This is a genomic window from Streptomyces sp. NPDC006265, assembly GCF_040613555.1.
Taxonomy (GTDB): domain Bacteria; phylum Actinomycetota; class Actinomycetes; order Streptomycetales; family Streptomycetaceae; genus Streptomyces.
Map to the genome: position 1 here is coordinate 1 of NZ_JBEXSH010000051.1, position 19,706 is coordinate 19,706.

A 19,706-nucleotide genomic window follows, 5' to 3' on the forward strand; every position below is an offset into this window, starting at 1 on the left:
GGACGACGTTGCGGCGCGGTGCCGTCGGCTGCGGGACGAGGTGCTGTCGGGGGCGTCGCGTGAGGGGATCGGTGGGGGTGCCGTGCTGGGTGCGACGCTGCTCTACGTCGTCATCGCGGCCCTGGTGCATCACCTGCTCCTGGCCAACGCGGCGAGCCCGTTCTCCCTCACGGGCGAGGCGGCGACCTCGACGGGCGGGCAGGCACTCTCCCACCTGCTGCTGCACACGGTGACCCCGATCGCGGCGGTACTGGACTGGCTCCTGCTCACGTCCCCCGGCCGCCTGCACTTCCGCCAGGCCGGCATCTGGCTCCTCTACCCCATGGCCTACCTGGCCTTCTGCCTCACCCGGGGCGAGCTGCTCCTCCCGGGCACCCCCGACCGCTACCTCTACCCCTTCCTGGACGTCGGCCAGGACGGCTTCAAGCGCGTCCTCGGCAACGCCCTCCTCCTGGGCCTCTCCTTCTACGCCCTGGCCGTGCTCCTCGTAGCCCTCGACCACACCCGCCCGAACCCCGTCCGCCACTGCGGCAAAACCGGATTTCGTCTCTAGCCACCGGTGGGCTAAAGTAAACGTCGTCGCCGCGACAGCAGCGACATCGGGGTGTAGCGCAGCTTGGCAGCGCGCTTCGTTCGGGACGAAGAGGTCGTGGGTTCAAATCCCGCCACCCCGACGCTGGTCAGAACCCACATACGACTTTCGTATGTGGGTTCTGTCGTGCTCCGGGGGCCAAACAGGGGGCCAAACGATTTTGATCAGGCCACCGCGTCGCCCTCTGCGTCGTTCTCCGCGTTCTCCCTTTCCTGATCTTCGGCGAAGATGTCATCCATCGCTTCGGCACCCTGCGTGATCACGGGCCGGAGCTGCTTCCGGTAGACCGCCTCTGTGGTCGCCTAACTGCTGTGACCGACCAAGAGCGCGATCCGCTCCAGCGGGATCCCGTGGTCGGAGAGCAGGGACACGAAGCTGTGCCTTGTGTCCGCAGAGGCCGTGTGCGGGTGACGCCGTGTAGCGATTGAGCAGGCGCGTTGGCGCGAGCGGTTTCGCGACGCAGTCCGGTGAGCGTGTTGCATCCCAAGAGCAACGATGTGGTGCAGATCACCTCTTCGTTCGCCCTGTGTCGACTCGTGGCACGTCTTCTGCGGATCGGTTCCTCTTGTCGGCGTTCTGCTGATCGCGCGACCGCACGGATCACAGCTCACGGGATGAGAGATGATCAGGTGAACCGTTCGGGGAGGATCTTGATGAACGTCACCTTGCAGGTGGACGCGACGCCGTCTGCCTCTGCGCTCTTCCTGCGCCCTTGGAATGATGACGACGTCGATCCGCTGGTCGAGGCGTATCGCGATCCCACGTTGCGTCGTTGGACGAGGCTTCCTGTAGAGAGCATCGAGGATGCAGTGGAGTGGCTGGAGCTTCAGAGACGCGGCTGGGAGACCGGAGAAAGGCTGAGCTTCGCCGTGCATGAAGATCACTCCGGCACTGGCGAGGGCCAGCTGGCTGGCAACGTGGTCATGAAGCGGACCGGTCCCAGCCACGAATCCGCAGAAGTCGGCTACTGGACGGCAGCCCACGCCCGAGGCCAGGGGGTGGCCCCTCGTGCCCTCGAAGCTCTCACCCGCTGGGCCTTCGACGTCTTCGCGGGCGAAGGTCTGGAACGTCTCGACCTGCTCCATCAGGTGGATAACCTCGCCTCGTGCCGGGTTGCGGAGAAGGCCAGATACGGGTTTCACCAGGTCCTTCCGGCTCGGCCGCCTTTCCCCAGGGACGGCCACTTGCATGTACGACGGGCCGACATTCCGGCCTGATGCCGGGGAGCCGCTGCCTGCCCGCGTTGTCAATTGCACGTCCCGATCACGGTGGTGCGGGCGCCAGGAAGTCGAGTCACGGATGCCGTCTCGGCGGCTGTGGCCCGAAGGTGGACGATCTCTTCGTGTTGGGCGGCGAGCCGGGCCAGGGCCTGGGTGCGGAAGTCCGTGAGCTCGTCGATCGTCTGTTCCGACTTGGCCAGTCGCTCCCTGAGCTTGGCATTCTCCGCCTTGAGGCGGGTGATCTGGGCTTCGCGGGGGTCGGGGATCTCGCCGGCCTGCTGCAGCACTTGGACCCGTCGTTCGAACTCGACGCGGAGGTGAGCGTAGGGGCGGGTGCCGTAGAACGCGGTGCGGTCGACACCCGCTTCGCGGGCGAGGGTCTTGATGTCGCATCGGCCGCCGGGCGGGATCTCGCCGCGCAGGAGGCGGTCTATGGCGGCTCGGATCCGGTTCTCGTTCTCGGCCCGCTGGACTGCGGTGATTCTCATGCGGACTCCTTGCTGACGGTGGTGCTGGTGGCGTCGATCTCGGCGACGACGCGGAGGGCCCGCTCGTGATCTCTCTGGAGCCGGGTGCGTTCGGTCTTGCGGGTGGTGCCGAGCTGTCCGATGAACGTCTCGGTGCGTTCGGCGTGTTCGGCCCAGATGGGGCGGTGGCAGGGGTGGTGAGTCGCCTGCGGGCAGCGGGCGGAGTCACACATCCCCATCAGCGGCCGGTCGGCGGTGGGGGTGCCGGCCAGTTTGAGGCAGAGCGCCCGGGAGGGATCGGTGAACCAGCAGTAGTTCGCCGGGCCGAGGTGGAGGACCTTGGCGCGTTTGGTCAGCAGGTTGAGCACGTCGCGGTCGTTGCGCTGGGTCTTCGGGGCCGAGGCTGAGACTGCGTCGAGTTGGGCGTCGATGCTGGCGAAGAACGCGGTGAGTTCGCGTGCTCCAGGGCCGGCGGGGAGGCTGCCCTGCTGGTAGTTGCGGAACTCGTCCAGGACGAGCTGGAGATTGCGGTCGCTTTCGTGCTTGTTGACCTCGGCAAGCAGTTCTGCTTGCGCGCCGCCGGGACGGGAGCTGTAGCCCTCGGTGGTCGCGACGGCGATGTGCTTGAGGTGGATCTTGGTCGCGAGGACGCCGCCGGGGCGGTAGGCCATCTCCAGCGCGAGGGTCCGTCGCAGGCGCCGCAGAGTGACCGGTCCGGTGGGGATCGGTGCCAGGCCGAGTCGTTGTCCGGCCTGGGAGTTGACCCAGTTCCGGAACCAGCGGTAGCGGACGTCGAAGGCGAACCGCCCCAGGAGTGTGGCGCCTTCGCGCGGGTCGGGGTGAAGCTGTTCGATCAGCTCGACAGCGCGGTATGCGGACTCGATGACCACCCACTCGTCGACGATGCCGCCGAGTTCCTGTCCCTTGATCACCTTGCTGACCAGCCGGTAACGGGTCAGGCCGGGGGCCGGTTCCTCCGGAGGACGGCGGCAGCCGACCGTCAGCTCCATGAGCTCGCTGGAACGCATCCCAGATACCGCCGCCAGGACGATCACCGCGGCGGTGCGGACGATGCCGACCAGGGCGACCGCCTGAAGCCGGTGCAGCGGCAGCGTCCAGGGCACCGCCTCGTTGTCGTCCGCCGCCGCGACGCTGGCGGCATTGCGCCCGAATTCTCTGTCCGCTCCGACCTTCGCCAGAGTCTCCTCCAGCGGCTCACGCAGGGTGGTCAGCCACCGTGGGCTGAACTGGCTGAGCCCGGCCCGGCGGGCGAGGAGGTCAAGAGAGACATGCACCAGCGGATGGTTGACCGTCCAGCCCTTGGCGATTCGGTCGGCAACGTGGCGGGCCGGGAGCAAGGGAAGGGGATCGTTTGTCCTCTCGTGTTCGGCGAGCAACGCGGTGATCTTCGCCTCTGGGTGCTGGGTTGGGGGCTTGCGCCCATGACGGCTGCTGGCTTTGCGGGCATAGCGGACACCGATGCGATCAGCTTCCCGGATGTCTTCGGCGAGCGTGACCGCGTGCGGGCCGAGGGCGGACAGCAGGTAAAGGGCGGCGGCCAGGACCGGCTGCAGCACGCTGTCCTCGACGGGCTGAGTCTTGTTCTCGTCCCGGCCGTTGGGCATCTCGGCGACGGCGGAGGCGGTGGCGCCTCCCCAGGGGACAAGATCGTCGCTGGGCCGGTCGGCGGTGAACATTTCGCGGTAGTTGACCAGGTCGATGGGGACCAGGGCGGCGGCTCGCCGGACAGCCGGGCTCTGGCTGCCGATCACGGTGCCGTGCTCGTCGAGCACGTAGCGCCGGTGGGCCAGGTATGCCTCGCAGCACCTGGCATCCACCTGGGCGAGGGAGGAGGTGAGGCCCTGGTAGGCGAGCCAGTGGAAGAAGCGGCTGAGCTCGGCGAGTCGGCCTGCGCAGGTCCGCAGGTGCAATGCGGTGCGGTAGGCGCGGGGCAGGGGTGCGACCGCCGGATGCCGGGGTGCCAGCAGTGCGAGTACGAGTTCCTTGGCGACCAGCCTCCACCTCGGGTCCGTGATCGCGGTGAAGTCGAAGCGCCGTTGGTGCAGCGGCATCTGTACCGGCAGTCCGATCACGTCGGTGAAATCCCATAGGTCGTCGTCGAAGATCGGTCGGCGGGTCCCGGCGGGCAGGTCGAAGCCCGCCTCTCGGCAGATGTCCGCGCCGGCGAAGGGAGACTCATCGCCCACGCTGTGGAAGGCCGCGGTGACAGCGGTGGTCATGCGGTCAGCTCCTCGGGGCGCAGAGGCAGTTCGTCGTCCTTGTCGCGGATGTGGGCGGCGGCTTCGGCCAGCAGGACGGGGTCGAAGCGGTCCAGGACTTGCTGAATCCGGGTGGCGTAGGGGCCGAAGACGGCCATGAAGTGGGCGGCGGGCATCTGCTGCCACTGCCTGGAGAAGAACGCCTTCAGCCGCAGCAGGTTGGCGGCATGACGCGGGGCGAACACCGCCAGCGGGCAGAGCAGGCAGACCCAGGGGCGGGCCGGACACGGCTTGCCCTTCGGACCGTGCAGCCCGGACAGCTGGTCGCCGCAGGCGGCGGTGAATACATCCCGCTGCCCGCCGATCAACTCGGCGAGTGCGTCGTCGTCCAGCTCCATGGCGGCCACGACTTCGGGGTAGTCCTGGGCCAGGGCGGCGGCGTCCTCGTCGGTGAGGACGGTGGGCGGGTGAGCGCGTCTGAGCAGGTCGTGCTGGGCGTCCTCGACGATGGCCTCGACGGCCTTGCGCTGGGCCGGTGTGGTGGCGCTCAGGTAGTGGTCGCCCTCGACGGCCGGAGTGTGGTTCGGGTCGATGGTGGCCCGTGCGCTGCCTGTCCAGGTGCGCTTGTCGCGCATCGCGTGATGGGTGGTGCGGATCCGGGACCGGTGGATCTTCAGCGGTTTGCCCTCGTCGTCGACGATGCCGTGCCGCCGGGCCCATGCCTGCCGGGAGACGCTGGTGACCTTCCGTGCGGCCAGGGCCGGGTTTCCCGGCCGTGCCAGGCAGAGCCAGAGCCGTTCCCGGTCTCCGGGCGGCATGAAGCTCCGCAGCAGCGCGGAGTGGGCGAGCCATTGTTCCAGCAGTCGCACGGCCCGACGCGGGAGGTTCAGACTCTCGGCGGCGGTGCGGCCCTTGACATAGGACAGCAGGATCGACGCGTCGCCGGCCCAGTCGATGTCGCCGACACCGAGATCGTCGATGCCGTCGGGCACGATGCCGGAGTAGATGCCGAACAGCAGCCGGTAGGCGAGCGTCACGTCCAGGTGAGGGAAGACGCCCTGGACGGCGTCGTGGAAGGGGCCGACGCCGATGCGTTTGTGGAGGGCGTCAAAGGTCACGCCGATAGCTCGGGCGAAATCGGGGGTGCCGATCGGGCCGGTCCGTGACAGCAGCCAGCAGAAGTTCTCCGCTGTCCACCCTGCTTCGGCGGGGTGCCGTCCGCGGGAGGCGGCGGCCAGTGCCCGGCGGTGGTCGGCGTACGACTCCTCGGTCAGCGTGCGGCAGACGCTGATGAGCCGGTCCCACTCGGCCTCGTCGTAGGGCGGCAGGGGCTTGCGGTAGGGCTGCGGGTGGTAGTTCCTGCCGTTCGCGAGATCCTCCACCCCCGGCACGAGCATCCCTCCGGCCGCGGCGAACCCCAGGACCATGTGCCGGGTCAGGGCCTCACGTCCCCTGGAGGCGCCCATCCAGTACTCGGCGAGCATGCCGCGGCTCAGCTGTCCGAGACCGCCGGAGAACCCGCGGTCCGCGAGGGTCCGCACCATGTGCCGGGCGGCGCTGGTGTAGTGCTGCATGCTGCCGGCGGCGTCCACGGTTCCGTGCGGGTGGACTAGCTCGGCCAGGCCGATGACCAGGTCCCGTGCCAGCTGCGGGTTGGGCAGGCCGTCCAGGGAAAGCTTCGCGCGCCTGCCGTCGCTGAAGACGCAGTCCAGGCCAAGCTGTTCGTCGATAAGCGTGGCCGGCATCTCAGGCACCTCCGGCCACGACGTCGTCGGCGAACTCTGCCGCGGCCTCGTGTTCGGCCTCCGTGTCCTCGGTCAAGCCGGCCGCCGCCCCTGCAGCCTCGTATGCCTCCCGGTAGATGCGGGTGGTGTCCAGGCGGCGGAGGTACTTTTCCGTCACGAGTACGGTGCTGTGTCCCAGCAAGTCACGCAGGACCAGCAGCGGGTCGGCCTTGGAGAGGTAGAACACAAGAGCGGCGTCTGCGTCCGTCTCCGTCACGAGCCTCGCGGCCTGCCGATAGTGCCCGGTGACCAGGTATTCCAGTGTCCTCATCGAAAACGTATGACGGAGCCGATGGGGCCAAACGTGCGGGAAACGCGGCTCGAACCGGGCCCGGATCCGGTCCGATGTACGCTCGAAGACCGTCGCCCAGGCGGTGAACGGGCCGCCACCGTTCTTCACCGCCAACAGGCACGAGCCCCCGTCCGGCGCAACCAGCCGCCGCCTCTCGGCCGGCGTCAAAGACGCCCACGGCCTCCGAACACCGTTGATCAGCCCGCCCCGGGCGTCCGGCTCGGACACCATCAGCGGCTCGCCCCACCGTCGCGGCGGCCGCCACCGTGTCCCCTCCGCTGTGGCCGCCCGGTCCAGCTCCAGGTAGTCGTGCACCGCAGCGAGGACCTCGAAGGAGATCCAGGTGGTGCGGAACTTCCTTCCCTTGGTGATTGCGGCCGGCACCGAAAACGGGATCGGCACCGCGGTCGGCGCGGGCGGCAGGGCGGGGATCTCCCAAGGCAGCAGGTAGGTGAACTCCTGCAGCCGCAGCCCCGTGGCCAGCGCCAGGTCCCCGATGGCAGCGTTCCGGGTCATCTCCCGGCCGTGGAACCCGGTGTCCTGCGAGCCGTCCGGGGCCAGCCCGCGCAGGCCCTTGCGGAACAACTCGGTGAAGTCCGGCTCCAGGTACTTGATCGTCACGTGCGGCTTCGGCGTGCGGCGCACCGCAAGGTTCACCTTGACCTCTCGGCCGGTCCCGGCGAACAGGGCCCGTGCGGAGCGGTAGGTGAACGGCTCCGCCGTCGCGTACCCCTCGTTGATCGCCCACCGGTAGAACAACGACAGGATGCTCATGTGCTGGCCCCACGTCGTCGCCGCGAACCGGGCCTTCAGCGGGCCCGCGGTCCGGTGCTCGGCGTACCGGCTGAGCCCGGCCTTCAACCGCTCCCGCGAGTCGAACAGGCCCACTCCGTGTACGGCCAGGAACTCCATCCACTTCTTGAGGACTCGCGCGTAGTTCTCCCACGAGTTCGGCGCGGGCGCCCCGCTGGCAGGGAGCTCACGCAACCACCGGTTCACCACCGCCGCCGGGCGCGGCGCGGCAGGGCCGTCCTCGAAGCGCAGGTCGTCGTCGACGAGCACGGGCATCCCCTCGGGGATCAACGGCCGATGCTCGATGTCCCAGGACTCCCAGCCCCGGGACGAGAAGAAGCTCAGGATCATGAGCGCCGACAGTAGAAACACCACACGGCTCAGCGCAAAGCCCAAACCCCCAGGCCACCAGCCCCGTTGAAGCCAATCGCCACACGGAAACTAAGCAGAGACAATGTGCCGGAGCTCCCTCGGAGTCCACTCCGGCTCCAGTCCGGCCTTCCTCACTATGGCCTTGAAGTCCCGCCGGACGTTGGCTGCGTCCAACGGCTCGCCGCTCCGAGTCGTGAAGACACGGCCGGTCGGGCTCCACTCCGTCCCATGTCGAGCCGCTGGTCGCACCGTCGCTCTGCGCCATCAAGCGGGATCAGGAGCAGCGAGGGACCTCCCTCGGCGTCTTCCGGCCTGCCGAGATCATCCGTTTCCGGCTGGAGCCCGCCGAGCCCTAGTCTATCTCCAAAGCCGCACTGGCCGACCAACTCGACCTGTTCGAGCAGGAGTTGAACCCGCTGGAGTGGGTGCCACTCGACCTCCGCTACAGCTTTCGCTGTGCCGACGCTCGCCGGCCGCCCGCTCATCGGACCTCAACCGGGTGCCAGTCCCGTCGCGGCGGTCCACCGCTCCTGGCACACCAGCCAGGTCTTCCACGGCAGCCCACGCCCCGCCCCGGCCGCCTGATCGCCGAGCGCCTATCACATGACCCGCTGGTAAGGAGTGCGATACCGGGAGTATGGTCTCTTGTATGGCGACGAAGAAGGTAACCGTGACGATTCCCGAGGATCTCCTGGACGAGATCCGCGCGGACGCGGCAGAGCGGGGCCTGTCGGCGTATGTCGCCGAGGCGCTGCGCTTCAAGCGTGACCGGGACCGGCTCCTGGAACTGGTCGACTGGTTGCAGGAAGAGCACGGCCCCATCACCGAGGACGAGCATGCGGCAGCGCTCGTCGAGCTGGACGAACTCGACGCCGAACACGAGCAGCGTCGAACCGCCGGAAAGCACAACGCCGGAGAGGCTGCGTGAAGAAGCGAGCCGGTGAGCACGGACAGCGACCCCTCCGCGTCTTCGTACTGGACTGTGAAGCCCTGTCCCTTGCGGTACGCGGCGACCGGAAGATGATCGCCTGGCTCGACCTCGCGGCACGCGGGGAGGCCGAAGTGGTGACGTCCCCGATGACACTGGTCGAGGCGTACGACGGCAGAACGACCGAGCAGCGCTGGGACTGGGTACTGTCCCGGCTCCAGGTCGTCGACATCGGGAAGGACGAGGCCCGCCAGGCGCGTCGCCTCCTGGCCGACGCCAAGTTGCACGGCCACAAGTACGCGATCGACGCCGTGCTCGCCGTCATCGCGCGACAGCAGAAGGGACAGGTCACCGTCTTCACATCGGATGTCGACGACCTGGAGAAGCTGGTCCCGGACACGATCGTCGTCAAGAAGGTCTGACCCGACCCGCGCCCCTCCAGCGCCCGCACCCACGCTGGTGAGCACCCGCGATGCCATCGCGTACTTCGTCCGGACCACATCGGCAGTCTCCGACGCCAGGCAGCGGACGGCGAATGGAGTGGCCGACTCGACTTCCTGGCACTGGTGGCCGGTGGATTGCCTTCGGGTCGCAGGGCTGACTCTCCAGCACCATCCAGGCAGCAGCACCCTCGGGAGCCATCTGGTAGCCGCCCTGCTCCCGAAGCCCCCTCCACACCACCCGAGACCAACCGATGCCACCCCCTTGACCTGCGCAAACACAATCCAGGCAGGAAAGAGCATTAACCGATCCTCATTCGGGACGAAGAGGTCGTGGGTTCAAATCCCGCCACCCCGACAGGGGAATACCAGCTCAGGGGCCTGGTCCGCATCGCGGATCGGGCCCCTGAGTGGTCTGGGGGACCATCTTGGGAATTACTTGGGAGCCGCCTTCGAGATGCGGCTCCCGGATTCCTCGCGCCGCATTCAACCACGCGCGTGATCTCGGATCCGTGTGAGGCAGCGGCGGAGGGTGTCAGCGGTTGGCCGAGCTTCATGGCCGGCCGGCGGGATCTGTTCGCCGAGGCCGTACTCCTGGCAGCGCGCGCCGGGTGTAGCGAACGCCGGACGGCCGGGCGGACTGCCCGGTTTCGACCGGCTGAGCGGGCCTTGCTCGGTGCCTCCGCAAGCAACGACTGGCCGAATGCCCGACTGCCCGCGCGGAGCCGAGCGGTTTCCGTAGCATGAGGGTTGTGACAGCCCGTGCACAGCTCCACTCTGCGCGATCGCCCCGTGGGCGGTGGCGGGTGCTGTTGATGCTCGGGCTGCTGGCCGGCCTTTTCGGCATGCACGCCCTCGGTCCGGGCGAGGCCGTGGCCGCCGGCACCCACCACTCCTCCTTCGCCTCTGCGCACGCCGGGATGGCGATGGGGAGCGACGAGTACGTCTGCCACGGTGACAGCGGTGGCGGCCATGCCGAGCACGCCGACGCGACGTGCGCGTCCGGTGCTGTCGGCGCGGGGCCGGTCCTTGCCGCGCCGTTGGCCAACCCTGTCAGCACGCTCGCGCCCACCGACGGTGGCCACGGGTCCCTCGCCACCACGACCGACGGCGGCCGGGCGCCGCCCACACTGGCCGAACTGCAACTCCTGCGGATCTAGGACAAGGCCGAGCCGTATCCGTCCTCGCCACCTGCACCGTGGCGGGCAGCCATACGGCGCTCAGCCATGTCCCGCAGCATCCTCCGCAGACCGCAGGAGTACCACCATGACCAGCACCCGTTCCCTCATCCGTCGTGCCGCCCTCGGCACCACGGCCGTGGCCGCCGCCCTCGTCCTCGCCGCCTGCGGCAGCGACAACGGCTCCGACACCGGTTCCGGTACGCAGACGTCGGCCTCAGCCGGCGCCGAGGACACCGCCGGCGCCCACAACGACCAGGACGTCTCCTTCGCGCAGGACATGATCCCCCACCACCAGCAGGCCATCCAGATGTCGAAGATGGCCGCCCGTCAGGCGTCCTCCGCCGAGGTCAAGGACCTGGCCACGCGCATCGAGAAGGCCCAGGGCCCGGAGATCGAGACGATGTCCGGTTGGCTGGAGTCCTGGGGCGAGGACGCTCCCTCCTCCATGCCGGGCATGGACCACGGCGGCGACTCCGGCAGCTCCCACATGCCCGGGATGATGGACACCGAGGACATGGACGAGCTGATGGAGGCGTCCGGCAAGGGCTTCGACACGATGTTCCTGACCATGATGGTCGAGCATCACGAGGGCGCCGTGGAGATGGCCACAACCGAGAAGGACAAAGGCCAGTACGGGCCGACCAAGAAGCTGGCCGGGGACATCATCACCGCCCAGAACGCCGAGATCGAGGAGATGAACAAGCTCCTCGGCAAGAGCTGACGACCCCCGCATCGGGGGCTGGGCCTGCTTCCGCGCAGCCCGGCCCCCGTGCGGGCACGTCCTGCGCCGGTCCCTGAGTTCTGCTCGCAATCCCACCTCGCGCCCTACCGAGAGATCCTCAGCATGAAGACTCGTTCCCGTGCTGCCACCGCCATCACCGCAGCCGTCCTCGCGGCCGTACTGGCCGCATGCTCCACCAACACCGGCACCTCGTCCGATACGGCGTCGGGCGAAGGCTCCGGCGACCTCGCCGTCAGCCACGTCCACGGTCTGGGCATCGACCCGGCCGACGGGCGCCTGTACGTCGCCACCCACGAAGGCGTGATCGCCGTGGCCGCCGACGGCACCGCCCAGCGGGTCGGCGACACGGCCGACTACATGGGCTTCACGGTCATCGGGCCGAAGACCTTCCTCGGCAGCGGCCACCCGGCCGAGGGCAGCGGGGGCCACGGCAACCGCGGTCTGCTCCAGTCCACAGACTCCGGCAAGACCTGGAAGACCCTGTCCCTGGGCGGCACCACCGACTTCCACTCCCTGGAGTACGCGCACAACAGCGTCTACGGCTACGACAGCAGCCGCGGCCTGCTGCGCGTCAGCACCGACCGGACGTCCTGGGACGACCGTGCCGAGGTCGCCGCCCTGGACATCGCCGTCAGCCCGGAGGACCGGGACGTCGTGCTGGCCACCACGGAGGGCGGCGTCGCCGCGAGCACCGACGGCGGTCGGAAGTTCCGCGCGGGGACCGGGCAGGCCCTCGCCTTCCTGTCCTGGCCCACGGCCGACGCCCTGTACGGCGTCGACCTCGCAGGCAACCTGCACCACAGCACCGATGGCGGCGCCAGCTGGAAGGAGACCGGGACCGTTCCGGGCGGGCAGCCCCAGGCCCTGACCGCCGTCGACGCCAAGCGCGTCCTCGTCGCCACACAGGACGGCGTGTACGCATCGCGCGACGGCGGCAGGACCTTCACCCAGCGGCTGCCCATGTCCTCCGCCGAAGGGCACTGAGCGCACGCGGAACCGTTGCCGTCGGCTCCTCACTCGGACGGCCACCCGGCGGCGTCCCATGGGCCGGGTTCCCGGAGGAGCCGGGTTCGTGCCGGTGGCCGTCCGTCCCGGTCGTCTCCGGCTCCTCGGCCTCGGTGACGGGCTCTTCCCCGTGGCCGTGGCCGTCGCCGCCCGGTTGCGCGGCCATCTCCCGGGCTATGCCCTTCAACCCGACGAAGGGCGCGAGACCGAAGGGGATGAGCATCGCCGCACGTTCGGGGAAGTCCTCGAAGTGCTGTAGCCCGCCGCTGAGCATGCCGATGCCGAACGACAGCGCGAGGGAGGCCGCGACCACACCGCAGACCTTCGCGACGCTGGGGAGGCTGCGGGTGAGGACGAACTCGTTGAGGATCGTGGCGCAGAGGAAAACGGCGGCGCCTATGACGGCGATGAGGCTGTAACGGGTGGGATCGGGGGGGGTGGTGCACGATGGCACCGCTGATCAGCCCGGCAGCGATGATCGGGCTGAGGCGCAGGCCCTACCGTCGAAGGTCGTGAACAGCGAGGCAGTCGACAGTCCGGACGTCACATTCAACTGGTCTCGGGTGGCGGCGGCGCCAGCATGAGAGACACGGTCTGCTGACGGACCTCGGGCGGTACCCAGACGACATGCGCCCCAACGCTCTGACCAGTGAAGGCGTCGGTTCGAATCCCGCCGCCCCGACGCTGGACCGTCCGTACACGGCCGGGCGAGGCGGAACCAGCCGTCAGCCGAGGAGCACGCGCTTCTGTTCCTCGAACTCGGCCTCCGTCAATACACCTTGGTTCTTGAGTTCGCCGAGCTGCTTGAGCTGTTCGATCTTGCTGGTCATGTCGGGGGCGGCCGGGGGCGCGGGCGGCTCCGCGGCGTAGGCCGGCTGGCGCGAGGGGGCTTCGTAGCCCTGCTGCGCCGCCCACCGACCCTGCTGGCGGCGTGACACCCGGTTGGACACGGCGGTCGCGGTTCCGGCGACGACGGCGGTGCGGGCGACCCCGCGGATGAGACCCGGCATCTCAGTACCTCCTGCCTAGTGGGCGCCCTCTGTCGCCTCGAGGGCGGCGACGAGCGCAGGAACCGGAATCCGCCCGGAGGCGACCATTCGGGCCCCGCCGCGGCGCAGCGCGGCGGCGAAGGGTGCGGCCCACAGGTTCTCGTAGACGAGGACGCCGGCGGAGCTGCCGGGTTCCAGGGCGGTGGCCGCTTCCTCGATGTCGTCCTGGCCGAGGAGTCCTGACGAGGCCCCCTCGAAGACAGCCAGGTCGAGTTCGCCGTCACCGGTGAGGTCGGCGATCTCCATGCCACTGACGGATCCGTCGTCGTCCTTCCGGACGAACACCAGGTCCAGGATCCGGATGAGGCCGCGGTCCACGAGATCGACGAGGATGGGGAAGCCCTCGCCCGTCATGCGATTGCCCGGGAACTCGACGACCAGGTAGTCGACCGGGCCCACCTCTCCCGCTTCTTCGAATGCGTCACTCACGGCGTCACCTCTGGTGCTCGTGGCCGTCCCCCTGTTTCCCCCGGTTCACCCACTCCAATAGTCCAATTGCACCATCGAGCCACGGTGGTCGCACCTCGGTACGTCGGTCACCCGCCTGGTCCGTCCAGGTCGCGTACGGTGCGCCGCGCCGATGTGCTGGTGACCATGAGCGACAGCGGTGACGACCGGCTCTCGGACCGCGGCCACGGCGAGCTGGACGAGTTGCGGCAGCGGGTGAACGCGCTGGAGAGTGCCCGGCCGTCCCGGGCGGCACGGCACCCGTGGCGCTCGCTCGGCGCGGCCCTGCTGATCCTCCTGGCCGCGCTGCTGTCGCTGCTCTCGGTCGTCGCTGTCTGGGCGAACGGCATCGTGCAGGACACGGACCGCTACGTCGACACCGTCGGCCCGCTGGCGAGCGACCCCGACGTGCAGAAGGCCGTCACGAACCGGGTCACCGCCGCGGTGCTGGCGCAGGTCGACGTGGACGCGCTGGTCAAGGAACTGACGGACGCGGCCACGCAGCAAGGTGTCCCGCCGCGAGTGGCCGAGCTGCTGAGCGATCTGGACGGTCCGATCAAGAACGGACTCAAGCAGCTGGTCAGCGGCGCGGTGACCCGGGTCGTCACCAGCAGTGCCTTCGAGACGGTCTGGGTGAACGCCAACCGCAGGGCGCACTCCGCGCTGGACGAGGCCCTGACGGGCCATTCCGGCAGCACGGTGGAGCTGAAGGACAACCAGGTCGTCATCGACCTGGGGCCGATCGTCGCCGACGTCAAGAAGCAGCTGGTCGATGCCGGTTTCTCGCCCGCCGCGAAGATCCCGGACGTGCACACGGACTTCGTGGTGTTCGCGTCGAAGGACGTCGGCACGATCAAGACCTATGTGCGGGTGCTGGAACTCCTCGGCGGCTGGCTGCCCGTCATCGCGCTTCTGGTCGCGGCCGTCGGCGTGTACACCGCGTTCAACCGGCGGCACGCGGTGATCGGGGCCGCACTGGCCGTCTTCGTCGCCATGCTGGTACTGGGCATCGGTCTCACCGTCGCCCGTGACGTCTATCTCGACCGTCTGCCTCCGGGGGCGTCCCAGGCGGCCGCGGGGTCCGTCTACGACGCGCTGGTCAAGTTCCTGCGGGCGGGCGTCCGGGCGCTCGCCGCCGTAGCGCTGTTCACCGCCGCCGGTGCCTTCCTCGCCGGACCGTCCCGGGTCGCCGTCCTCACCCGCACCGGCTGCCGCAGCGGCATCGGCGGACTGCGCGACGTGGCGACGTCGGCAGGGCTCCGGCTCGGTGCGGTCGGGCGGTTCGTCCATCGCTTCAAGCGCTCGATCGGGGCGGCCGTCCTGGTGGTGGCGGCGGTCGTCCTGTTCACGTGGAACTATCCGACCACGGCGGTCGTGGTGTGGACAGCGGTGATCACGCTGGTGGCCTTCGCGATCCGGGAGTTCCTGGACGCGCCGGCCACGTCTGCCGACACCGGCCCGCCGGCTGGAGCCGCGGCCTCGTGAGGCCCTGAGCCCACGAGGTCCCGTGCGCTGTGCGCTCGGTCGTCCCCGGGCTCAGTGCAGGATCTTCTCCTTGGCCCGCTGGAACTCGGCGTCGGTGATGTCGCCCCTGGAACGGACCTCGGAGAGCTTGGCGAGTTGATCGGCCTCGTTCCCGGGCTTCGCGCCGGTGCCGGTCGTCTCACGGACGTAGTCGTCGAACGCCCGCTGCCGGGCCTGGGCGTGCCGGACCTCGCGGTCGCCCATGCTCCTGCCGCGGGCCAGGACGTAGACGAACACGCCGAGGAAGGGGAGCAGGATCACGAAGACGAGCCAGCCCGTCTTGCCCCATCCGCCGAGCGTGTCGTCCCGGAAGATGTCTCCGATGATCCTGAAGAGCAGAACGATCCACAGGACCCACAGGAAGATCCACATGACGGTCCAGAACGCTCCGAGGACCGGGTAGTCGTAGGCCAGATTCATGTCTCCGCTCCTTCTTGCTCGCCTTCACCCTGCGGGACTCCGCCGGGCAGCAGGGACAGGCCGAAGGCCTCACCGATGCCGTGGGCGGCGGTCACCACGCGGGCGCTGCCGACGACGGGGGCGATGGCCACGAGGGTGCCCTGGATCCGTTCCACGGGCACGCCGATCTCGTCGGCGGCGCCGATATTGAGCAGGTACGACGCGGGGGAGGCTCCCATGGCCACGAGCGCCGCGATGCGGGTCAGCAGGTATGTCTCCGGGTCGAGAGCGGACCGTTCGAAGGCGTTCAGCGTCATCTGGACGAGGGTGTCGAAGACGGGTGTCTCCGCCTCGCCGGAACCGTCGCTCTGCGTCCCGATCGTTTTCCCGGTCATCCATCGGCTCCTTTCCACCGGCCCGCCAAGCGGCGGTGCCCCGTCTGTCAGTCCTTCATGAACCAGCCGCGCACTTGCGCCTCGTGATCGACGTATCGCTCGCCCGAGACGTCGACGACGACCTTGTCGATCGTGCCTCCGGTGAACGGGAACGGTCCCTCGTAGTCGGGTGTGACCGGCGAGGCGTCGTCGCGGCCCACACAGATCCCGTCGCCGACCACGCAGAAGCTGCCGGGCTGGGTCACGATGTCGTCGTGGCCGACCTCCTGGTCGTCGACGTAGAGGGTGAGGGTGCCGGCCGCGCCGGGCATCGCGCGGTCCGTGCTGCGGCCTCGTGCGGCGAACTCGGCCGTGAGGACGTGTTCGCCCGGCGGGATCTCCGGGCCGGCGTCGACGACCTGGAGGGTGCTCCCGACCCAGTTGTACGCGTAGTGCAAGCGGTGGTCCTTGACGTAGAGGCTGTGGCCGCCCGCCACGCCGCCGTGGGCGTACAGCACGCCTTCCGCGTCGGCCGAGTCGACGGCGACCCCGGCGGCGATGGTGTAGGAACGGCCGTTGGTCACGACGCCGGACTGCTCGGGCACCGCGGCGGTGTCGGGGTAGTAGACGTAGCGGTCGCGTTCGGGGCTGCCGTGCGGACGCTCGGCGAGGATCTGTTCCAGGGCGGTACGGTCGTCCAGCGGCAGCCCGTTGTAGATGCCCGCGTAGTAGTACCAGAGGCTCTTGAGGGTCTCCAGCCGGGCAGGTTCCCGCGCGGCCAGGTCCGTGGACTGCGCACGGTCGTTGGTGAGGTCGTACAGCTCCCACACGTCGTGTGCGAAGCCCCCCCCAGCCGCTCAGCGGCGGGTGGACCGTGCAGGCCAGCCAGCCCTCGTGGTAGATCGACCGCTGCCCCAGCATCGTGTAGAACTGCGTCTGCCGCCCCGGCGCCCCGGGGTCGGTGAGCGACGGTCTGAAGCTCTCGCCCTCGATCGGGTTCTGCGGGCGGCCCTTGACGACGTCGGGCGGGTCGATGCCCAGCAGGTCGTACAGGGTGGGGACGACGTCCACGGCGTGGACGTACTGATCGCGCACCTCCCCGCGAGCCCCGATCCCCGCGGGCCAGGCGATGAGGCACATGTCGGCCACGCCGCCCTCGTAGCCGGCCCAGCGCTTCCAGTACGGGAACGGGGTGTCGAACGCCCAGGCCCACCCGGTGTTGTAGTGGTTGTACGACGTCGATCCGCCCAGCTCGTCGATGTGCTCCAGGGACAGTTCGGCCGGTGTGGACAGGCCGTTGAAGAACCGCCACTCGTTGAACGTGCCGTCCGGCCCGCCCTCGCCGCTGGCCCCGTTGTCGGAGACGGCCACGATGATGGTGTTGTCGAGTTCGCCGGAGGACTCCAGGAAGTCGAGCACCCGGCCCAGCTGGTCGTCGCTGTAGGAGACGTATCCGGCGAAGACCTCGGCCATCCGGATGAACAGCCGCCGCTCGTCGGCACTGAGCTCGTCCCAGGGCCGCACGGTGTCGAGCAGGGGCCACGGCTGGCCGTCCGGCCCGGTCACCGAGGGCTCGCCGTGCGGGTTGATCGGGGAGAGCTCCGTGTCGTCGGGCAACAGGCCGAGTTCCTTCTGGCGGCGCAGGATGTTCGGGCGGATGGCCTCATAGCCGTCGTCGAAGACGCCCCGGTACCGGTCGGCCCACTCCTTGAACACGTGGTGCGGCGCATGCGCGGCGTCGAGGGAGAGGTACATGAAGAAGGGCTTGCCGGGGTCGACGACCTTGGCGTCGCGGACGAACTCGATGGCCTTGTCGGAGAAGTCCTTGGCGATGTGATAGCCCTCGTCGGGCGTGGCCGGCGGGTCGACCGGGTGGTTGTCGTGGATGAGGTCCGGGTACCAGCAGTTCGACTCGCCGCCGAGGAATCCGTAGAACCGCTCGAAGCCGCGCCCGAGGGGCCACCGGCCCTTGTACGCGGCCATGTTGATCTCCTCGCCGGGCGTGAGGTGCCACTTGCCGACGCAGTAGGTGTTGTAGCCTCGCTCGCCCAGCACCTCCGAGATGAACCCGTTCTCGAAGGGGACGCGGGTGGAGATGCCGGGGAAGCCGGCGCTGAACTCGGCGATGGTCGCCATTCCGTTCGACGTGGCGTTCCTGCCGGTCAGCAGCGAGGCACGGGTCGGGGAGCAGAGTGCGGTGGTGTGGAAGTTCGAGTACCGGACCCCCATGTCGGCGATCCGCGACATGGCGGGTGTCGTCACCGGGCCGCCGAAGCAGTCCATCGTCCCGTAACCGACGTCGTCCCACGCGATCATCAGCACGTTCGGGCTGTTCTCGGGTGCCTCAGGAGCGAGGAAGGGCTCCCAGTCGGGCTGGGAGTCACGGACGTCGAGGGAGATCCTCCCCTTGAACGGCTTGGCCATCGTGGTTCACCTCGTCATCCCGGGTCCTGACCGGCTGCCCTTCCACGATGACCACAGGAGGCTCTCGCCGCCTCACCCGTTACGGGTGACCGACCCGTCCGCTCGATGTCAGCGTGCGGTGATCCGTCGCCTGTGTGCCGTCTCGGGGACGGGCGTGCTCTCCCGCAGGTCCCGTCCTGAAGCGCGGGTCCTCTCGTGCCAGCGGCCGTACCGGTCGGCGAGGGCGACCGCCGAGAGGCCGTGCAGGAGGACGCTCAGGCCGACGGTGACCGCGACGACCCGGCCCAGGAGCCCCATTCCGGGAACGTCCTCCTCCAGGACGAGCAGCCCCAGCACCACGGAGGCCAGCCCGCGCGGCCCGAACCAGCCGATGTACGCGATCGTCGGCAGCCGGAGCCCACTGCCGGAGAGCGCGACGGCGACCGGCAGCATCCGCACGACGGTGAGGCTGAGCAGCGCGTAGCCGATGATCGGCCCGGTCAGTTCGTCCAGACGAGCAGGCTGACCGAGGCCAGCAGCCCGCCGAGATGATCGGTGAAGCCGGCGGTGCCGTCAGGCCTCTCCCGCGGACCAGCGGGCCGGAAGCGGCGCAGGGCGCCCCCGAAGGCGAACCCGCCGACCCAGGCGGCGATGAAACCGCTCCCGTCCACCACGACACCCAGTCCGTACGCAATGGCGGCGACGGCGGGAACGAAGAGCTGATCCCACTCCCCCGCGACCCATCCGCGGGCCCGCGCCGTTCCCAGCAGCCGGCCGCCGCAAGCGCCCACGAGCACGCCCAGGACCGTGCTCACGACGAGTGCCCTCCAGAAGACGCCCGCCACCCCCTCCTGGGCGGCGGACGTGTCCGGGATGCCGGCCAGGAAGAGGACGAAGAACGGGAGCACCATGCCGTCGTTCAGGCCGCTTTCCACGTTGAGCCCCTGCCGGACGAGCGCGGGCACCCTCGGGCTGGTCATGGCGCTCTTGCCGAGCGCCGCGTCCGTCGGCGCGAGGACGGCACCGACCAGGGCGAGCTCCCAGGCGCTCAGGCCGGGCAGCAAGGGCCAGGCCAGCAGCCACCCGGCCCCGATGCTCAGGGGCAGTCCGATGCCGAGAAGCCGGCCCGTCAGGAACCCGCCGGAGCGCAGGTCCCGTCGGCGCACGGTCATCGCGTCGGTGAAGAGGACCAGGGCGAGAGCGGCTTCGAGCAGGGTGCGGAGCTGTCCGGCGTCACCCTGAAGATCGATCACATCGAGCACGGCGGGCCCCAGGAGCACCCCGCAGCCGACGAACACCATGGCCGACGACACCGGTGTCGACGCCAGCCTGCGGGAGACCAGAGCGTACGTGGCGGTGACGCCCGCCACCGCCACACCGGCCCAGGCCTCACCGCTCATCCCGGCACCCCTTCTTCCTGGGTTTCCAGGGCACCAGCGCTCGGGCAGGGGTGGACCTCACCCGCCATGGGTGACC

General features: G+C 69.3%; 21 protein-coding genes, 1 tRNA gene and 3 pseudogenes. 11 read left to right on the forward strand and 14 right to left on the reverse strand.

The window, feature by feature from the left end:
- The 3 genes from ABZ281_RS07100 to ABZ281_RS07110 form a co-directional block, all read left to right on the forward strand.
- On the forward strand, positions 1 to 553 hold a 553-nt coding region (locus tag ABZ281_RS07100; protein ID WP_356652936.1), incomplete at its 5' end, for a Pr6Pr family membrane protein.
- Between the two features lie 47 nt (positions 554 to 600).
- Positions 601 to 674, forward strand: a tRNA-Pro gene (locus tag ABZ281_RS07105).
- A 571-nt stretch (positions 675 to 1,245) separates the two neighbouring features.
- Complete coding sequence (locus ABZ281_RS07110; RefSeq protein WP_356652938.1) at positions 1,246 to 1,809, forward strand: GNAT family N-acetyltransferase; 564 nt, start codon at positions 1,246 to 1,248, stop codon at positions 1,807 to 1,809.
- 29 nt (positions 1,810 to 1,838) lie between these two features.
- Here ABZ281_RS07110 and ABZ281_RS07115 read toward each other — a convergent pair whose 3' ends face one another.
- From ABZ281_RS07115 to ABZ281_RS07135, 5 genes are all read right to left on the reverse strand, one after another.
- Positions 1,839 to 2,300 (reverse strand): hypothetical protein, encoded by a 462-nt coding sequence (locus ABZ281_RS07115; protein WP_356652940.1) that lies wholly within the window; start codon positions 2,298 to 2,300, stop codon positions 1,839 to 1,841.
- On the reverse strand, positions 2,297 to 4,519 hold the full coding sequence (locus ABZ281_RS07120; RefSeq protein ID WP_356652942.1) for a site-specific integrase: 2,223 nt from the start codon (positions 4,517 to 4,519) through the stop codon (positions 2,297 to 2,299). The genes ABZ281_RS07115 and ABZ281_RS07120 overlap by 4 nt, the downstream gene beginning before the upstream one ends.
- Entirely contained in the window at positions 4,516 to 6,243 is a 1,728-nt protein-coding gene (locus ABZ281_RS07125) for a hypothetical protein (RefSeq protein WP_356652944.1), read from the reverse strand. Before ABZ281_RS07125 ends, ABZ281_RS07120 begins: the two co-directional genes overlap by 4 nt.
- A 1-nt stretch (position 6,244) precedes the next feature.
- Entirely contained in the window at positions 6,245 to 7,717 is a 1,473-nt protein-coding gene (locus ABZ281_RS07130) for a site-specific integrase (RefSeq protein ID WP_356652946.1), read from the reverse strand.
- A gap of 90 nt (positions 7,718 to 7,807) precedes the next feature.
- Positions 7,808 to 7,987, reverse strand: a complete 180-nt coding sequence (locus ABZ281_RS07135; RefSeq protein ID WP_356652948.1) for a tyrosine-type recombinase/integrase — start codon at positions 7,985 to 7,987, stop codon at positions 7,808 to 7,810.
- Here ABZ281_RS07135 and ABZ281_RS07140 point away from each other — a divergent pair.
- The 7 genes and pseudogenes from ABZ281_RS07140 to ABZ281_RS07170 all read left to right on the forward strand — a co-directional run.
- Positions 7,966 to 8,202: pseudogene (locus tag ABZ281_RS07140) on the forward strand (hypothetical protein); the annotation flags it as partial. The gene ABZ281_RS07135 and the pseudogene ABZ281_RS07140 overlap by 22 nt on opposite strands.
- Before the next feature lies 1 nt (position 8,203).
- A pseudogene (locus tag ABZ281_RS07145) lies at positions 8,204 to 8,323 on the forward strand (restriction endonuclease); the annotation flags it as partial.
- Between the two features lie 64 nt (positions 8,324 to 8,387).
- Positions 8,388 to 8,666, forward strand: coding sequence for a CopG family transcriptional regulator (locus ABZ281_RS07150; RefSeq protein WP_356652950.1), 279 nt, complete (start codon positions 8,388 to 8,390; stop codon positions 8,664 to 8,666).
- The gene (locus ABZ281_RS07155) at positions 8,663 to 9,088 is read left to right on the forward strand and encodes a PIN domain-containing protein (protein ID WP_268220383.1); all 426 of its coding nucleotides are present in this window, start codon (positions 8,663 to 8,665) and stop codon (positions 9,086 to 9,088) included. Before ABZ281_RS07150 ends, ABZ281_RS07155 begins: the two co-directional genes overlap by 4 nt.
- A gap of 833 nt (positions 9,089 to 9,921) precedes the next feature.
- Positions 9,922 to 10,266, forward strand: coding sequence for a DUF6153 family protein (locus ABZ281_RS07160; protein WP_356652952.1), 345 nt, complete (start codon positions 9,922 to 9,924; stop codon positions 10,264 to 10,266).
- A 106-nt stretch (positions 10,267 to 10,372) separates the two neighbouring features.
- Complete coding sequence (locus tag ABZ281_RS07165; RefSeq protein ID WP_356652954.1) at positions 10,373 to 11,008, forward strand: DUF305 domain-containing protein; 636 nt, start codon at positions 10,373 to 10,375, stop codon at positions 11,006 to 11,008.
- Between the two features lie 123 nt (positions 11,009 to 11,131).
- On the forward strand, positions 11,132 to 12,013 hold the full coding sequence (locus ABZ281_RS07170; protein WP_356652956.1) for a F510_1955 family glycosylhydrolase: 882 nt from the start codon (positions 11,132 to 11,134) through the stop codon (positions 12,011 to 12,013).
- Here the strand turns inward: ABZ281_RS07170 and ABZ281_RS07175 are convergent.
- The 3 genes from ABZ281_RS07175 to ABZ281_RS07185 form a co-directional block, all read right to left on the reverse strand.
- Complete coding sequence (locus ABZ281_RS07175; protein WP_356652958.1) at positions 11,973 to 12,488, reverse strand: hypothetical protein; 516 nt, start codon at positions 12,486 to 12,488, stop codon at positions 11,973 to 11,975. The two genes, ABZ281_RS07170 and ABZ281_RS07175, sit on opposite strands and share 41 nt — an antisense overlap.
- Before the next feature lie 271 nt (positions 12,489 to 12,759).
- Positions 12,760 to 13,044, reverse strand: coding sequence for an SHOCT domain-containing protein (locus ABZ281_RS07180; RefSeq protein WP_356652960.1), 285 nt, complete (start codon positions 13,042 to 13,044; stop codon positions 12,760 to 12,762).
- A 15-nt stretch (positions 13,045 to 13,059) separates the two neighbouring features.
- On the reverse strand, positions 13,060 to 13,512 hold the full coding sequence (locus ABZ281_RS07185; protein WP_356652962.1) for a DUF6325 family protein: 453 nt from the start codon (positions 13,510 to 13,512) through the stop codon (positions 13,060 to 13,062).
- A gap of 165 nt (positions 13,513 to 13,677) precedes the next feature.
- Here ABZ281_RS07185 and ABZ281_RS07190 point away from each other — a divergent pair, with 165 nt between their 5' ends.
- Positions 13,678 to 15,015, forward strand: a complete 1,338-nt coding sequence (locus ABZ281_RS07190) for a hypothetical protein (RefSeq protein WP_356652964.1) — start codon at positions 13,678 to 13,680, stop codon at positions 15,013 to 15,015.
- A gap of 51 nt (positions 15,016 to 15,066) precedes the next feature.
- On the opposite strand, the gene ABZ281_RS07195 is transcribed toward ABZ281_RS07190, so the two are convergent.
- The 6 genes and pseudogenes from ABZ281_RS07195 to ABZ281_RS07220 all read right to left on the reverse strand — a co-directional run bounded on the left by ABZ281_RS07195 (position 15,067) and on the right by ABZ281_RS07220 (position 19,630).
- Complete coding sequence (locus ABZ281_RS07195; RefSeq protein WP_356652966.1) at positions 15,067 to 15,474, reverse strand: SHOCT domain-containing protein; 408 nt, start codon at positions 15,472 to 15,474, stop codon at positions 15,067 to 15,069.
- Positions 15,471 to 15,848, reverse strand: coding sequence for a carboxymuconolactone decarboxylase family protein (locus tag ABZ281_RS07200; protein ID WP_356652972.1), 378 nt, complete (start codon positions 15,846 to 15,848; stop codon positions 15,471 to 15,473). The genes ABZ281_RS07195 and ABZ281_RS07200 overlap by 4 nt, the downstream gene beginning before the upstream one ends.
- 47 nt (positions 15,849 to 15,895) lie before the next feature.
- Entirely contained in the window at positions 15,896 to 16,657 is a 762-nt protein-coding gene (locus tag ABZ281_RS07205) for a hypothetical protein (protein WP_356652974.1), read from the reverse strand.
- A gap of 262 nt (positions 16,658 to 16,919) precedes the next feature.
- Positions 16,920 to 18,251 (reverse strand): annotated as a pseudogene (locus ABZ281_RS07210) (sulfatase-like hydrolase/transferase); the annotation flags it as partial.
- A 108-nt stretch (positions 18,252 to 18,359) separates the two neighbouring features.
- Positions 18,360 to 18,683 (reverse strand): hypothetical protein, encoded by a 324-nt coding sequence (locus ABZ281_RS07215; protein WP_356652968.1) that lies wholly within the window; start codon positions 18,681 to 18,683, stop codon positions 18,360 to 18,362.
- 47 nt (positions 18,684 to 18,730) lie between these two features.
- Positions 18,731 to 19,630: a cation:proton antiporter gene (locus tag ABZ281_RS07220; RefSeq protein WP_356652970.1), complete on the reverse strand. Its 900-nt coding sequence runs from the start codon at positions 19,628 to 19,630 to the stop codon at positions 18,731 to 18,733.
- Between the last annotated feature and the right edge of the window lie 76 nt (positions 19,631 to 19,706).